14 protein-coding genes are annotated in these 14,544 nt (G+C 61.1%); 6 read left to right on the forward strand and 8 right to left on the reverse strand.

The genetic code is table 11. From position 1 onward, the window contains the following. The 8 genes from ACUCV3_RS06505 to ACUCV3_RS06540 form a co-directional block, all read right to left on the reverse strand. A complete protein-coding gene (locus ACUCV3_RS06505; RefSeq protein WP_004208783.1) occupies window positions 1–198 on the reverse strand; it encodes a hypothetical protein in 198 nt (65 codons plus the stop codon). Further along, window positions 198–641, reverse strand: coding sequence for a pyridoxamine 5'-phosphate oxidase family protein (locus tag ACUCV3_RS06510; RefSeq protein WP_448537703.1), 444 nt, complete (start codon window positions 639–641; stop codon window positions 198–200). The genes ACUCV3_RS06505 and ACUCV3_RS06510 overlap by 1 nt, the downstream gene beginning before the upstream one ends. 62 nt (window positions 642–703) lie before the next feature. Continuing rightward, the gene (locus tag ACUCV3_RS06515) at window positions 704–1,501 is read right to left on the reverse strand and encodes an alpha/beta hydrolase family protein (protein WP_048939675.1); all 798 of its coding nucleotides are present in this window, start codon (window positions 1,499–1,501) and stop codon (window positions 704–706) included. Continuing rightward, window positions 1,498–1,872: a DUF3182 family protein gene (locus ACUCV3_RS06520; protein ID WP_482240527.1), complete on the reverse strand. Its 375-nt coding sequence runs from the start codon at window positions 1,870–1,872 to the stop codon at window positions 1,498–1,500. Before ACUCV3_RS06520 ends, ACUCV3_RS06515 begins: the two co-directional genes overlap by 4 nt. Continuing rightward, complete coding sequence (locus ACUCV3_RS06525; protein WP_482240442.1) at window positions 1,842–2,951, reverse strand: tyrosine-type recombinase/integrase; 1,110 nt, start codon at window positions 2,949–2,951, stop codon at window positions 1,842–1,844. The genes ACUCV3_RS06520 and ACUCV3_RS06525 overlap by 31 nt, the downstream gene beginning before the upstream one ends. A gap of 493 nt (window positions 2,952–3,444) precedes the next feature. Further along, the gene (locus ACUCV3_RS06530) at window positions 3,445–4,308 is read right to left on the reverse strand and encodes a nucleotidyl transferase AbiEii/AbiGii toxin family protein (RefSeq protein ID WP_482240443.1); all 864 of its coding nucleotides are present in this window, start codon (window positions 4,306–4,308) and stop codon (window positions 3,445–3,447) included. Beyond that, a complete protein-coding gene (locus ACUCV3_RS06535; RefSeq protein ID WP_482240444.1) occupies window positions 4,301–4,927 on the reverse strand; it encodes a type IV toxin-antitoxin system AbiEi family antitoxin domain-containing protein in 627 nt (208 codons plus the stop codon). Before ACUCV3_RS06535 ends, ACUCV3_RS06530 begins: the two co-directional genes overlap by 8 nt. A gap of 134 nt (window positions 4,928–5,061) precedes the next feature. After that, a complete protein-coding gene (locus ACUCV3_RS06540) occupies window positions 5,062–5,529 on the reverse strand; it encodes a very short patch repair endonuclease (protein WP_482240445.1) in 468 nt (155 codons plus the stop codon). A gap of 76 nt (window positions 5,530–5,605) precedes the next feature. On the opposite strand from ACUCV3_RS06540, the gene ACUCV3_RS06545 reads away from it, so the two are divergent. The 6 genes from ACUCV3_RS06545 to ACUCV3_RS06570 all read left to right on the forward strand — a co-directional run bounded on the left by ACUCV3_RS06545 (window position 5,606) and on the right by ACUCV3_RS06570 (window position 14,530). Next, a complete protein-coding gene (locus ACUCV3_RS06545) occupies window positions 5,606–7,216 on the forward strand; it encodes a DNA cytosine methyltransferase (protein WP_482240446.1) in 1,611 nt (536 codons plus the stop codon). A 140-nt stretch (window positions 7,217–7,356) separates the two neighbouring features. Beyond that, complete coding sequence (locus ACUCV3_RS06550) at window positions 7,357–9,996, forward strand: Z1 domain-containing protein (protein WP_482240447.1); 2,640 nt, start codon at window positions 7,357–7,359, stop codon at window positions 9,994–9,996. Beyond that, the gene (locus ACUCV3_RS06555) at window positions 9,986–10,999 is read left to right on the forward strand and encodes a PD-(D/E)XK motif protein (RefSeq protein WP_482240448.1); all 1,014 of its coding nucleotides are present in this window, start codon (window positions 9,986–9,988) and stop codon (window positions 10,997–10,999) included. The genes ACUCV3_RS06550 and ACUCV3_RS06555 overlap by 11 nt, the downstream gene beginning before the upstream one ends. Then, on the forward strand, window positions 10,981–12,822 hold the full coding sequence (locus ACUCV3_RS06560; protein ID WP_482240449.1) for a hypothetical protein: 1,842 nt from the start codon (window positions 10,981–10,983) through the stop codon (window positions 12,820–12,822). The genes ACUCV3_RS06555 and ACUCV3_RS06560 overlap by 19 nt, the downstream gene beginning before the upstream one ends. Beyond that, the gene (locus ACUCV3_RS06565; protein WP_482240450.1) at window positions 12,819–13,733 is read left to right on the forward strand and encodes a hypothetical protein; all 915 of its coding nucleotides are present in this window, start codon (window positions 12,819–12,821) and stop codon (window positions 13,731–13,733) included. Before ACUCV3_RS06560 ends, ACUCV3_RS06565 begins: the two co-directional genes overlap by 4 nt. Beyond that, complete coding sequence (locus ACUCV3_RS06570) at window positions 13,730–14,530, forward strand: DUF6339 family protein (protein WP_482240451.1); 801 nt, start codon at window positions 13,730–13,732, stop codon at window positions 14,528–14,530. Before ACUCV3_RS06565 ends, ACUCV3_RS06570 begins: the two co-directional genes overlap by 4 nt. Window positions 14,531–14,544: the final 14 nt, after the last annotated feature.

The following is a 14,544-nucleotide window of genomic DNA, read 5'->3' on the forward strand; positions in this document are numbered from 1 at the left end:
TCACGGTCGCTGATTATAGGAGGGGCCGGTATGCTCAGTCGCAACATTGTTGCCAACGGCTTGATCCTGCTCGAGCTCTTCTCCGTGCCACAGGTTTCTGCCGACAAATATGATGATGAAAATGGCGATGATAGTGCCGACAACAAAAGCACCGGCTTTTCCGAGCCGGTGTGCAGAAGGCTTTTCGTTGGGCGACATCACTTAATGCCTTCAAGAAGGATTTCGCCTTCATTCTCGCCGTCCCAATAATGGGCGCGTTCGCCAATCACCTGGATCAGAACCAGACCGGGAGTTTGAATGCCCTGCGGCCACCACCGTTCGAGCCCCTTCGTCCAATGGGCTTCAAACTGAGTCCGGTCTCTGATCAAGGCGGCTCGCCCTTCGACCGCGACGAAAAAAGGACGGTGGCCCAGCAGACCGGATTTGCCCTGATAGCTAAGATTGACAGCTGAATCGGCTTCCATGTCCGAAACCATGGAGGCGGTTTCGTCTGTGAAGAACCACGCCGTGCCGTCATAATCGACTTCGCGATTATTGCTCATCGGACGCGAACCAATGGCACCGCCTTTGGCATGAGTTGCAAGCATCGCGAAATCGATGTCCTTCATCTTCCGGGACAGGTCCACGAGCGACAATGACATGACTCTCTCCTTCCCTCCCTCAACGCATGACGCGGCTTGTCGGGCCAATGCGTTGGAAAAGACTATCGATCCGCAAGTCTATAAGCCTGAGATGGCATTTCTCCGGCAGCTTGCTGTTGGGGGGTAGACGATCTGCGACCTCCCCGAACCATTTCCTCGATCCAGGTGAGCAGCAACTGGTTGTATGCGCGCCGGCAGCCCTCGTTCCGCAACGAATGATCGGCTCCTTTGAGGATACGGTAGCTCAAGGAATTACTGTTGTGAAACGCCGACATATAGGAGCTGATTGTCTCATGCGGGACATAGTCATCATGTTCTGACTCCACGATGAGCACATCGCCTGCAAATCGCTCGCATGCTGCCAGCGCCTTGTCCTCTCGCCCCGTCCGAAAGCGTGCCCGATAGGCATTGATGAGGTCGCGATCCAGCATCGCCTTGGGGACATCCCAATGTTCGTCCGGATAGAGAGCGGGCACACGTAAGGCCAGCCAGTTGACCGGACGGACTGCGGTGAGAAGGGTGGCAAGATAGCCGCCATAACTTGTACCCACGACTGCAATCGCAGATGGGTCGACCTGGTCCTGGCCGACAAGATAGTCGTAAGCGGCTACGACATCGGCAAGACCATGGGATCGTGTCACTCTGTTGCGTTCTTCGGCGTGCCGGGCATGGCCTCGCAGATCAAAGGTGAAGCAGATACAGCCCAGCTGCGCGATCTCTTCGGCGCGCACCATGTCCTGATCGCGCGAACCGCCCCAGCCGTGAATGAAGAGTATGCCAGGAACAAGCTTGTCCGGAGACAGGATTGTCGCCTCAAGACTTTCCCCTTCGACATCGAAGCATATCTGGCTGCCTGTCATTCCAGCTCCATTGCATATTTTGTCATCGGTCCCGCGACCGCATCGATACCGCTATAATAGACGATGCTACCGATCGGTGCGGCGTCGATCTCACCATAAATCTCCATCGTGGCGCATGTAACCGCCGACAATTCGGGATCACGCGCAAAGGCTTTGAAAGCCGCTATTTCGGCGCCACTCGCGCCGCCCGCCCGCCAACTTTGTTCAAGGACGCCAATGCGTATTTCCCCGGAAGAATTAATCCCGGCAGCGACATCATAGTTGCGGCGAGAGGCAATCAGATCCGGGTAGAATTTCGAGACGATCGCATCATATGCGATCGCCTTTTTGATACCCTGCTTCAGATCGTCTGCAAGATCGAGTCCGGCCAGTCGTTCAAAGCCAGCTGTCGTTCAATGGCATCCGGATGCCATTTGCCGCATTCGTTGAGCAAGGTCGCCGCCATAGCTCGGAAGCCATGCGCCGTCATTTCGTCCTGCTTGAAGCCCATCCGGCGAAGCGCTGCATTCAGCGTATTGTCGGATATCGCGCGTTTGTCGGATCGCGGGCTGGGAAACAGGAGCTGACCGCCCCCGGTCATACCCTCCAGCTTCTCCAACAGGCCAAGAACCTGACGGGAGAGCGGGACCTTATGAAGACGACGCATCTTCGTCCGGCTCGCCGGGATGAGCCAGATACAACTGTCCGGATCAAACTCCTCCCATTGCGCCAGCCGTAGCTCGCCTGGTCGAACGAACAGGTGGGCCGACAGCTGAAGGGCGATTCGGACCGCCCCATCGCCGTCATAGCCGTCGATGGCACGAAGCAGCGGACCCACCTTGGCCGGATCCGTGATAGCCGGCCTGTGCTTGACCTTAGGCGTCAGCAACGCCCCACGCAATTCGCTCGCCGGATCCTTGTTCGCCCTGCCGGTGGCAATGGCGTAGCGAAAGATGGTGCTCAGTGTCCCTCGAAGCCGAATCGCGGTTTCGTGATGCCCTCGCGCTTCGATCTTGCGCAGGATCTCCAGCACCTCCGGCGTCGAGATATCCCGCACCAGCTGGTTTCCGAGCGCGGGCCGTGCGTATTCGAGGATCCAGATATTCTTGCTGACCGTCTTCTCGGCTCGACCCCGAGCCTTCAAACGCGCGACATACTCGTCGGCAAGCTGATCGAACGTCCCGGTTTCAAGCAGCCGCGCCTGAGCGGCATCAGCCTTCCGTCGGCTCGACGGGTCTTCGCTTGACGCAAGAATGCGGCGCAGCTCTTCCCGCCGTTCTCGCGCCAGTGCGAGCGAGACATCGGGATACACCCCGACCGACAGCGTCTTCTGCTTCTTGAGGAAGGTGTAATAGAAACGCCAGTAGCGCGCCCCATTGGGCATCACCATCAGATACAGGCCCCGGCCGTCCGATAATTTATATGGACGGTGGATGGGCTTCGCGTTGCTCACGGCCATGGCGCTCAGCATGGGGTATCTCCTTCAGGGTACCCGCGAGAATAGCTACCAACTTTGGCCAGAAAAGGTTGCGAGATGCAACTGGACGCCCTGAGAGCAAAAGGCTCAAAATGTCGCAGAAATCCGCCATTTCCGAGAGGCGGCTTGGGCATTTCCGAGATGTTCTGAGGGGAACAAATGGTGCCGGGGACGGAGTCGAACAGGTATCTTAAGCACATGAAATTAAGGGCGATTTCTATCTCTGGCATCCTGAAGTACCATGAAAAATACCATTCAAATTCGTTCATCTTTAGTTCAACATCTGTCCGCGCCAGATCGCAGGATTTTTGCGGCGAACTGCTCGTGACCGAGCCCAGTCCCCTTATCGATCAACTTTCGGCAGAATATGATCCATAAAAGCGCCGTATATCGATCAGGGACTGTAACCAGACCGAGCGCCTGATCGCGACGAAGGGTGTGCGGCTACGTTTCGCCACCAGACGCAATGGCTCACGGTATGAGCTCGCTATCTCTTCGATAGCCGTTCACATGCGGGACCCACGAGGGCCCACGAAGCTTCCACCACTTCGCCAAAGTCGAGATCAGGCAGATCGACTGATGAAGCGTAAGTCCGCCATTGCGTCTGCTTTCTACCGTCAGCGAGCATCGCGGGAGACAGGCCGGGTGGTCGCGCGATCGGGATCGCTGTTCCCCGGCGCTCGAACGTTGCGTGGATGGCTGCGTCAAGATCCTCTGGCAGGATTTCGAGTGTCCTCGATATGGCCCACAAATCGAAATAGTCCTTCATCCGGCCGTTGGCGACGCCGATCGCGACCATTGCCTGGAACTTTTCGGCGATGACCGATGCAGGTGGATAGATTCGTATTACTGGCTCTTCCATGCCGAGCATGGACGGATAAGCCATTGTGCGGGACCCGTCTGCGAGTGCATCGCCAAACCCGGTGTCGACAGTGATCGAGATCCGGCTTCGTTCCAGATAGGCGTCGACCTTCAGGCGGATGCCGCCATACTCCATCTCTTCCCTGATGACGCCCGTTCGAAGCGACTTCCTGTCGAACACGAGCCCGTCACCGGCCTCGATGGAAAGTAGGTCATCGAAGATTTCGCGCAGGTGCTCGGGGTTTGGGTCGCCATGAGCGAGGAAGTCCATGTCGGTCGTCTCGCGTGAGCTGCCGTCGATCCATTGAGTGACGAGCATGCCGCCCTTCAGGATGAAGGAGCCGTTGTGACGCGAGATTGACAGGCGATAGAGCAGGCGCTCCAAAGCGTATCGGACAAGCACCACGGTATAGACTCGGCCTTCGTTACGAGCGAGGTTGAGCAGTCGCTGCTTCACCGACGCGGCGATGTTGACCGGCGCCCTAGCCATTGAAGGTGAGCGCTTCCAGATAAGGCCGCATGATATTCCATGCGTCCCCGGCCATGGCTGCTTCGGCGATCGCTGCCGGCGTCGCCTTGCGCTGGTCCAGAGTCGATCGCAGTGCTTCGACTGCAACGGATCGATCGACAAGTTTCCGATTTCGGAAGACGTCGGCGAGCGTCTTGGTGACGGAATAGATTGGCACCTGAGTCCCCGAGATCATGTGATGTTCGACTCCGTGCTGCATGTAGCGGTCTCGGAACTCGACGATCCGGATCGGTGGGTAGGAAGGCACATTTGCGCTCCAATCCTTCACGCTGACGGCCATCCAGACCTTGCGCGGCATCTGGTCCGTCAGTTCGTGAAAGGCCAGCGCGGAGACCATGGCCACCACGCCGCGCGGCACCGTCTTGGCTGCCTCGGCCAGCGTCTGATGCGTATCGATCTCGCTGTCCGCCCGCTGATAGAGTCCACGCGAGATGCGGACCAGCTCCCCTGCCTCGACCGCCCTCGAGATTGTTGGAGGGTCAATTCCTTCCTGCCTCAGCTCGTACGCGCGCACGATCGGCTGGCGGGCTAGAATCTCGGTGAGCCGGCGGCGCTGCGAGCGTGGACGGGAATCGGTCATTGATGTTACATATCCTGGGTCTACATTTTTTCAGACCCAGGATATGTAACACGCTTTTCGTTACATATCCTGGGTCTCGTTTCGATGAGACCCAGGATATGTAACAACTTAGCGAGCTCCTAGCTACCGCTGCCTCATACCTTATTCTGCCCGGGTCGAACCAGCTCACTCTCGAAATGTGGACTGGCGGAGCGAAGCCAGCCTTCCACTTGGGCAATCGTCCTGTCGGCATGCCCCGTGCGAAGCCCGCACTCCCAAACGACGCCGGTACGCCATCCAAGATTCTGCAGAGCTTCGATCGAGAGCCGGTCACGCACGACATTGCGCTCGAACTTGTCGACCCAGAATTCCACATTGCTAGCCGGGGTCGTGCACCAGTGACATCCCTCGTGGCGATGCCAGAAGCATCCGTGCACGAAGATTGCCGCCTTCCGAGACGCGAGGACGATATCCGGTCGACCGGGGAGCCTAGCCGCGTGAAGCCGATACCGGAAGCCGGCGCGGTGAAGCGCCTTGCGCAGAAAGGTCTCCGGCTTCGTGTCTGTGCCCCGGATGCCCGACATCATGCGCGACCGTGTCGCCGCGTCGACTACATCGACCATGAAGACCGGCCTGTCATTTCGCGTCGATGATGATAATCAACATTCCTTTGCGTGACCTTCGGAAAGCGTGTGAGTCTTGCCAAGATATTCGGTCGTCGACATTTTTGCAGGTCCCGGGGGGCTGGCCGAAGGATTTTCAGGCGTTCCCGGTGCGAGTGACGAACATGCCTTCCGGATCGCCCTGTCGATAGAGAAGGATGCATCGGCGCACGAGACCCTGCGGCTGCGCAGCTTCCTGCGTCAGTTCGATGGCGACATTCCGGCCGGCTACTACGACTACATCAACGGGAAGGCGCCGGAACCGGACTGGGCAACGCTGTATCCCGAAGAATGGGAAGCGGCCGAAGAGGAAGCCTGGCAGCTCGAACTGGGCAAGGAAGACCCTGCTCTGCGTCTTGACGCACGCCTCGACGCAATCCGTGTCGAAAGCGGCGGCGACGTCATCCTGATCGGCGGGCCGCCATGCCAAGCCTATTCCCTCGCCGGCCGCTCACGCAATCTGGGCAAGGAAGGCTACGTCGCACTCGAAGACAATCGGCACTTCTTGTATCAGGAATACATCCGGATTCTGGATCGACTGAATCCGGCAGCCTTTGTCATGGAAAATGTGAAGGGCATGTTGTCCTCGTCGGTGGACGGGGAGAGCCGCATCTTCGATCAGGTTCTCCGCGACCTGCGCGGCGATCGTGAAGGCGGACGCAGATACAGGCTCATCGCGCTCGATCCGCGCAGCCGGCAGCAGCTCGATCTCGGGCGTTTCGAGCCGCGTGCATCTGACTTCATCGTCCGCGCCGAGGACTTTGGCGTGCCGCAGGCCCGCCATCGGGTCATTGTCGTCGGGCTCCGCGCCGATCTCGCCGAGGATCTGCCCGACCGGGCACTGGCCGACCTCATGGTCCGCCACAATCTGCGAACGACCGTGGGTCAGGTCCTCACCGGCATGCCGCACCTGCGCAGCGGCCTCAGTCAGGAAGCCGACAGCGCTGAGGCATGGCGCGCCATCGTGCAGACCGCAATGGCCTTCGTCGCCGACCTCGATACCGATCTTGACGACGAGCGTCAGGCAGCTTTCACCGCCCGTGCCAGCGAATATCATCGGCGCTTTGTCGCGCTCAACGATCTGCCTGGTCGCGAAGGCTTCGGCGTCGGCATTGCCGATGACTGTCCGGATGACCTGCGCAGCTGGCTGACCGACGAACAGCTGGAAACGCTCCCGAACCATGCGACGCGAAGCCACATGGGCAGCGATCTCGCGCGCTACTTCTTTGCCGCGGTTTTCGCCGAGGTGGTCGGCCGGTCACCGAAGGCAGCCGACTTTCCGGAGGAGCTGGCGCCAGCGCACGAGAACTGGAACTCCGGCAAGTTTGCCGATCGGTTCAGGGTCCAGCTGGCCAGCGGACCATCGACGACAGTGACGAGCCATATCTCGAAGGATGGCCATTACTTCATCCATCCTGATCCGCTGCAATGTCGCAGTCTCACGGTCCGCGAAGCGGCAAGATTGCAGACCTTTCCCGACAACTATCTGTTCAAGGGCAACCGGACCCAGCAGTACACCCAGGTGGGAAATGCGGTTCCTCCGCTGCTCGCACGGTGGATCGGCGAGGCGCTGTACGCGATTCTTACCGCGGACCGGGGTGAAGCGGCAGACACTCATCCGGAAGCTGTCCTTTCGCGTACCGGGTAACCGGGACCATCAGTTCGGACGTCTGAATTGCGCCACCGCAAGTATTTCGAAACCAGCGGTTTTATGACTTGTCGCTCTCCTGCGTGCTGTGCACAACGGCATGAATTGGGATTCGAACTTCTGAGCCTGGGGGAGGCTTGATGCCGTCAGCAACACAGACAGACGCGTTTGCCAGGCAGCTGCGCGCGCGCCTTGCGACGGCGGTTGATGTCGATGATGCGGCTCGCCTCGTGCGTGCTGATCTGGAGCCGATCCTCGGGGCCTTCACTCCCGACCAGGAGGAGGACTTTGCCGCTGCGATCGAGAGCGTCAGGGCCACGATCCGACCCGTCGAGATTCTCCGTGTCAATTCCATGTTCCGTGTTCGCCAGCAATGGTATCGCGGACCTGCGGAAGGCGACCGGCACTGGCCGGCCCTGCGGTCCTACCTCGTGGATTCGAAGGGCTGGTCGGCCGAGACGGTAGACGAGAGGATCGGCGCCGCGTCGAACGAGATTGTCTCGCTGCTCGAAAATCCTGCGACCGAAAGCTTTGCCTGCCGGGGGCTGGTGATCGGTCACGTACAGTCGGGCAAGACCGCCAACATGACCGCGGTCATCGCAAAGGCGGTAGACGCTGGCTACAATCTGGTGATCATTCTCGCCGGACTGACGAACAAGCTGCGCCGACAGACTCAGAGCCGGATGCGCAAGGATCTGGTCGATCGCCTTCGCGACCGCTGGGAACTACGGACCAGCGAGGACGACCAAGGCGACTTCCGAATGCCCCCGAATGGCGGATTTCCTGCGCCGGCGGAGGGCGTCGTGCAGCTCGCGGTCGTGAAGAAGAACGTTGCACCGCTCGGTCAGCTTCTCGCGACGCTCGATCGCACCTTGCCGGCCGTGCTTCGCCGGCTCCGCGTGCTCATCATCGACGACGAATGTGATCAGGCCAGCGTCAATACCGCTTCGGGCGAATATGACATGACCCGGATCAACGAGAACATTCGGCTGATCCTCAAGAAGTTTCCAGCAAACGCCTACGTCGGCTACACCGCGACGCCTTTCGCAAATGTCCTGATCAACCCATTTCCAGTCAATGGCGGCGAGCTGGACGACCTTTATCCGAAGGACTTCATCACCGCACTTCCGACGCCCGACGGCTATTTCGGCACGGAAAGGCTGTTCGGCCGCCCGCCCGCCGATGCCGACGCGCCCCTGCCGGAGGAGGAGGGTCTCGACATGATCCGGGACATCGACGAGGATGAAACCGCGCTGCTGCAGCCGCCTAGCCGGGCGGAAAAGGACGCCTTCCAGCCGCGAATGCCGCCCTCGCTCGAGGATGCGGTTCTCTATTTTCTGGCATCATGTGCAGCGCGCCGTTTCAGGGGTCAGGCCGACAACCACATGTCGATGCTGATTCACACCTCTGCCTATGTGATCATGCACGATCGGCTCGCGACGCTGGTCAAGGCCTGGCTGGAAGTGGTCGGCGCCCAGCTCGGGGATTCCTCGTCGGCTCTGTGCCAGCGAATGCTCGCCCTCTGGGATGCGGAGCAGCTCAGAATTCCCGCGGCCATCTGCCCCCATCCGCATGTCACTTCTGAACAGCTGCTTCCTTTCATGTCGGCGGTCCTCGAAGCGCTCGAAGTGCCGGTGGAGAACGGCGTCAGCGAGGATCGCATCGACTACGACGGAGCGCCGAAGACCTATATCGTGGTTGGCGGATCGATCTTGGCACGTGGTCTCACGATCGAAGGGCTGTGCGTCAGCTATTTCCTTCGCACCTCGAGCCAGTACGACACGCTCCTGCAGATGGGCCGCTGGTTCGGCTATCGTCCGGACTACGAAGACATGCCGCGCATCTGGATGACCGAGGCGCTGTCTACCGCATTCCGATCGCTCGCCCTCATCGAGGCGGAAATCCGCGAAGACGTCGCCGAATATGCCATTCGCCACAACACGCCGATGGAATTTGCGGTTCGCGTCCGATCCATTCCCGGCATGGCCATCACCGCGGCGAGCAAGATGAGAGCGGCCGTGCTGACCGACGTGAGCTACGCCGGAAAGCATGTACAGACCATCCGCTTCGATCACCACGATCGGCGGATCGTTCAGACAAACTGGACCGCTGCCTCGAATCTGATGACCCAGGCGACCGACCTTGGTCTTCGATCTGCTGATTCAGCAAGTGTTTTGTACGAGGGCGTTCCCGCCAGGCTGATCGTCCAGTTCCTGCGTGCCTATTCCGTTCAGGCGTCACATCGGGAGCTGTCCGCAGACTTCCTGCTCGGCTATCTCGATGCTTCAGGCGACAGCCAGAAGATCTGGAACGTCGGCGTCGTGCAGCCGCGCGTCGGCCCAGTTTCTGCCGAGCCGCTTGGAGGCCTTGGATCGGTCAGGCTTTCGACGAGAAGCCGGCTCAACCGACCGGAGGACTTTGCCGACATCAAGGCGTTGATGTCGAAGCGCGATGTCCTGTTCGACTGCGGCGCGGCCGGGGATGGCGTACCGAACGGGGACTGGAGCGGGCTCAAGACGGCACGCGCTGGAATTGTCGGGCAGGTGCCGCTGCTGCTGCTCTATCCGATCGATCGAGCGTCGCAGCCCCGACCGGGCTCGACCGAGCGTTCGCCCCTCGATGCCATCGGCGACCTCGTCGGCTTCGGCATCGTCTTCCCCGGCAGGGCCGAAGGAGCCGGTGGATATTACAGCGTTGTGCTGGAACCTCCGTCAGCGGACGATCTGGAGGAGATCGAGGACGAGATCGCCGAGCAACTCGAGGCCGGGCGTGCCCGCTGAATCGTCGATCGATCACTGGGAAATGCTTCGCCGAGGCGGACAAGCTTCGACAGCACTCGAGATTCCGAGCATAGACACGGGAATCAAGACCGGATCGGGTTCGGTGCGTCTTGCCCTCGGCAATGCGGGCGAGCTCAGGCTGCTCCTTCCCGTTCGCCAGAGCGAAAGGATTGCCGAAACCCCGTCGAGCGATGCTCTCGGCATTGGCGTTGCGACCTACTCCCTCGGCGGTACCCCGATCCGTTATCTGGACATGAAATGCCTAATCGGTGCGCTCGATGGCGTGTTTGCGGATGTGGCCGACAAGATCATGGACCGGATCGTCGCGGGTTCCTCCCCTGTCGAAGCCTGCCGCACGACGATCGAGGACTTCCGCTCTCTCCTGATCGCACCTGGCGCGGAAGTCAGCATTCAGGAAATTCGAGGACTGATAGGCGAGCTGCTGATGCTGCGGACGCTGCTCGACCTGGATCCGACAGCCTGGAGACTCTGGCGTGGGCCGCTTCGCGAACGCCACGACTTTCACGGCGGGTTGCTGGCCACCGAAGTGAAGACGACGAGCAGGTCGGCGATGCGCAGGATAACGATCTCGGCTGTGGACCAGCTTCTTCCACCCGCAGGAGGGTCGCTGACGCTCGCAGTGTTTCAGCTGGCGGAAACGGCCGGCGGAGACATCTCGGTAGCGAGACTGACTGCCGATATCCTGCGAGCTGCCTCCGACAGGCAGGAGGTTCTCCGCCTCCTCGCGGGCTACGGCTGCACCGATCACGAATCCCGTGACTGGAATCGCTGCCGCTTTCGCCTAGAAGACGAGCATCACTATCTGGTCGACGCCCGCTTTCCGCGCGTCATCCCCGAAAGCTTTCCAGACGGCGTCCTCCCGGCGGGGGTCGAGGAGATTTCCTACGCAGTGAACCTCGGAACGGCGGAGCAGTGTCGTTTGAGCAACGTCGCCATCGACGCCAGAAATGCGGAGCTGGTCGCGTGCCTCGACCACATCTGACACTTCACTCGGAGGCGTACGCGGCCTCCGGCAACCTTGCAGCCGATGGCTATCGCAAGCTTCTTGGGGCGCCCTCGATCGATCTTGTGCAGACTGTCGTGCGAGAGGCGGTCCAGAACAGCTGCGACGCCGCGCTTTCCGATGGCGGCGCGGAAGTTCATTTCCGTGTCCGCGCTCTCCAGCCAACCGAGCTGCATGCGCTTCGCGAAATCGTGCTTGCCGATCGGCCTCTCGACGAGAGCGCTGCAGAGCCGCTCGACGCCTTTCTGTCGAGCTCCGCGCCGCATGTTCTGGAGATATGCGATTTCGGGACGGCGGGCCTCGCAGGGCCGACGCGCGCAGATGTGGCAGCGACGGAAAACGAGCCAACCGACTTCGTCGATTTCCTGAGGAATGTAGGCTCGAGGCGAAACACGACGCACGGCGGCGGGACATACGGTTACGGAAAGACCTCGCTGTATCTCGCCAGTCGCTGCTCGACGATCGTCATCGACAGTCAGACCACGCATTTGGGAGAACCTCGACGCCGGGTCATTGCGGCACAGCTGGGTTCCGCGTTCAGTGCGAACGATGCTCAGGGCGTTCGTCGTCGCTTCACCGGGCGGCACTGGTGGGGACGGGCATCGGGCGAAGACGAACATGTCGATCCGGTCGAGGGGGACGATGCGGCCGAGCTCGCCAATACTCTCGGCTTTCCACAGAGGTCGCCAGAGCACAGCGGCACATCGATCATGATCCTCGATCCGCTGTTCGTGGAAGAGGATCGCGAGCGTGCGATCGACCTGATCGAAGAGGCGCTTCTCTGGTTCTTCTGGCCCCGCCTTCTGGAAGGAACGCCGGATGAAAGGAAGATGCATTTTCGCATCTTCGTGGACGGCGAGGAGCGACCGCTGCCTCGCCCCGAGGACTTCCCGCCTCTTGATCTCTTCGCACGCGCGATGAAGAGCATGCGCGCCGATCCGCCCGGCGGTGACATCGTGCGATCCCTTCGGCCGAGGCGTGATCTTGGTCGCCTGAGCTTTGCGCGCGGCCTCCGTGCCGAACGCGTTGCACCCGCAGGGCGCGAGGGCAGCCTGTTCCCCGATCGCTCTGCCGCGATCGCGGTGATGCGGCCGGTGGAGCTGGTCGTTCGATATTTCAGCGGGACGCAGATTGCGGATGACCGTTTCGAATGGGCCGGAGTCTTTGTCGCCTCGGATGACGACACGGTGGAGGAAGCCTTCGCCAAAGCAGAACCGCCGGCGCATGATGACTGGCAGTACGAGGCTCTCTCGGACCGAGCGGCTCGCAGCATCGTCAAGATCGCTGTTGACCGTATCCGCACGGCAGCACTCGAATATGCAAACCCGGTTTCGGCGCCCGCGCCGGAAGGAGACCTGGCGCCGTCGCTGGCCAGTGTGGCGGGACTGTTCGGTCGAGCGCTGGAGGGTGATGGCGAGGGTGCCGGGCCGCGTCGGCCAGGCCCGGGGGGTGGTGGAGGTGGTCGCTCGGGACCGTCTGTAACACGACCCGCGTTTGTCAGACTGGAGCTGAGTGAAAGCGGGCTTGTCGGTGTCTTCGAGCTTGTCGTCCGCGGCGAGGGTCCGTCGCTCTCGCTCCATCTCGATCCACTGCTGGTGATGGATGGCGGGACGGCATCGGAGTCAGCCACCGCCCTACGGCCCACAGTCACGCGTGTTGTCGACGAACAGGGACAGGAGTTCGTAGTCGACGGCCCGGTTGCCATCGGCGAAGGTCGAGGCAGGTTCGAGGTTGCAGTCGCGATGCCGGCAGACTGCGCAGTGACGATGACCGCCCGCCTCAGCTCCGACGAGGCTGAATGATGGGCCGAATTGCATTTCCGTTTCTGACCCTCGATCAGACCACGATCAGCCCGGCGCCATGGGTTCTCCTCGAGGACGGCGTTGAAACGCCGATCGCCGATGCGTGGCTTCCAGACTGGGATCCGGCGAGAGACCTCCGTCTGCGGCGGCTCGTGACCACCGACCTCGATCGCGCAGCCGATCAGCTGTCGATGGCAGTCGATAACGGTGCGCTCGAACTGGTGGTCCGGATCGGCACTGGGATCGGCAACATGCCGCGGCGGATCATCGCGACCTCGAGACTGCCGCTGACTCGTCTGGAGCCCACGATCGTGGTCGACGAACTGGTGTCCGGCCGCAGCCTGTCGCAGAGACTCCTCGTTGATACTCTCGTGCTCCTGCGCCGGCCGCGCGACGTTTCGCCGCTTTCTCCCGGTCGGGTCGGTTCGAAGCTCTGGTCGGATCAGCTCGACCTCCGCCTCGAAGGCGAGGAACCGCGCTTCCCGATGGAGGCCGTCAGCTTTCTGTCGCGTTTTGCCGGCCGACCCGAGGCCTATGCCCCCTGGCTGCTGCACTGGACGCCCGGCAATCTGCATCGCGATTTCGGCGGAAGTGTCCGACTTTATCTCAACAGCGACCGCGCCGACGTGACCGATCGCCTGCTGGCGGGCGATCGCGCAACTACCCAGGTCGTGCTTGCCGATGTGATGAACCAGATCATCTCGGCCTCATTGCGTCAGAGTGATTTCGAACGGATCGCCGTCGATGCCGATCCGTGCTCGATCGCCGGTCGGGCAGCGCACTGGATCGGCCTTGCCTTTCCTGACCAAGACATCGCCGCCGTCCGCAGCATGATCGATCTACGCCCGTCGACATTTCATGCCGGCATTCTGGCCGCAGCTGACATTGTCAGCGTGGAGGACGGTACATGATCGTGCAACTTTTCCCAAGGCTCGATCGTCTCGCGGTCGACGCGCTTCTGGCCATACGCGTCGACGACAAGGCGCGTCCGGAGCCCATCCTCGATGCCGACAGCTTTCCGATCGAGACCCGCTACGCCGCAAGCGGCGGCAGTCCGATCAGGCACGACATTCTCGTCGACCTCCGCGCGCGACTGGTGGAGATCGCTGCCGGCTGCGGGTTTCCAGATCGGGGCAGTGCTTCGGACCGGGCGCGATTCGATGAGCAGGTGTCCGCCTTTCTCGCTGAACGGGATGAACTCGACGGGGGCGAAGCCCTGCGCGACGATGTCTGGGCATTCCTAGCCTGCGTGCTTCTTCCCGATCTTGTGGTCTGGCGGTTCGCCGATCGGCCCGCAGAGCGCTTTCACGGAGGGGTGCGGAACACATTCCAGCGTCTTTGGATGCGAGGCCGGATCTTGGACCGGGGTGCTGCAGCGGAAGATCGCTGGGAGCTGCTTGGAGCGCTTACCGAGGATGCACTTGTCCAGATCACGGAGCGCCCGTCGATCGGCAATGACGCAAGGCTGTCACTGGCGCTGGCGGAGGGCTGGTTGCGCGCATCGCGGCAACTTGGGCGTTCGGCAATGGAAGACGCCATGCGCGAGGCGGTGATCCGCCTGCGACTTCGCAATCAGGTGCAACTCCTCACCGAACTTGATGATCGCGACCTTGAAGTGGCGGTTGACACATTCTTCGAGCAGGCGCCCTTGGGAGCCGGGCCGGAACGCCGATCGTGGACGGATCGCCTGCTGGGTCGCGCAAAATGAACAATCGTCATGAT

This window comes from Sphingobium sp. VMM, from assembly GCF_056790315.1.

Coding starts and splice junctions, on each gene's coding strand:
- ACUCV3_RS06565 (WP_482240450.1), top strand. CDS start 12,819: ATGATGGGCCGAATTGCATTTCCGTTTCTGACCCTCGATCAGACCACG.
- ACUCV3_RS06510 (WP_448537703.1), bottom strand. CDS start 641: ATGTCATTGTCGCTCGTGGACCTGTCCCGGAAGATGAAGGACATCGAT.
- ACUCV3_RS06530 (WP_482240443.1), bottom strand. CDS start 4,308: ATGGCTAGGGCGCCGGTCAACATCGCCGCGTCGGTGAAGCAGCGACTG.
- ACUCV3_RS06505 (WP_004208783.1), bottom strand. CDS start 198: ATGTCGCCCAACGAAAAGCCTTCTGCACACCGGCTCGGAAAAGCCGGT.
- ACUCV3_RS06540 (WP_482240445.1), bottom strand. CDS start 5,529: ATGGTCGATGTAGTCGACGCGGCGACACGGTCGCGCATGATGTCGGGC.
- ACUCV3_RS06525 (WP_482240442.1), bottom strand. CDS start 2,951: ATGCTGAGCGCCATGGCCGTGAGCAACGCGAAGCCCATCCACCGTCCA.
- ACUCV3_RS06515 (WP_048939675.1), bottom strand. CDS start 1,501: ATGACAGGCAGCCAGATATGCTTCGATGTCGAAGGGGAAAGTCTTGAG.
- ACUCV3_RS06550 (WP_482240447.1), top strand. CDS start 7,357: ATGCCGTCAGCAACACAGACAGACGCGTTTGCCAGGCAGCTGCGCGCG.
- ACUCV3_RS06535 (WP_482240444.1), bottom strand. CDS start 4,927: ATGACCGATTCCCGTCCACGCTCGCAGCGCCGCCGGCTCACCGAGATT.
- ACUCV3_RS06570 (WP_482240451.1), top strand. CDS start 13,730: ATGATCGTGCAACTTTTCCCAAGGCTCGATCGTCTCGCGGTCGACGCG.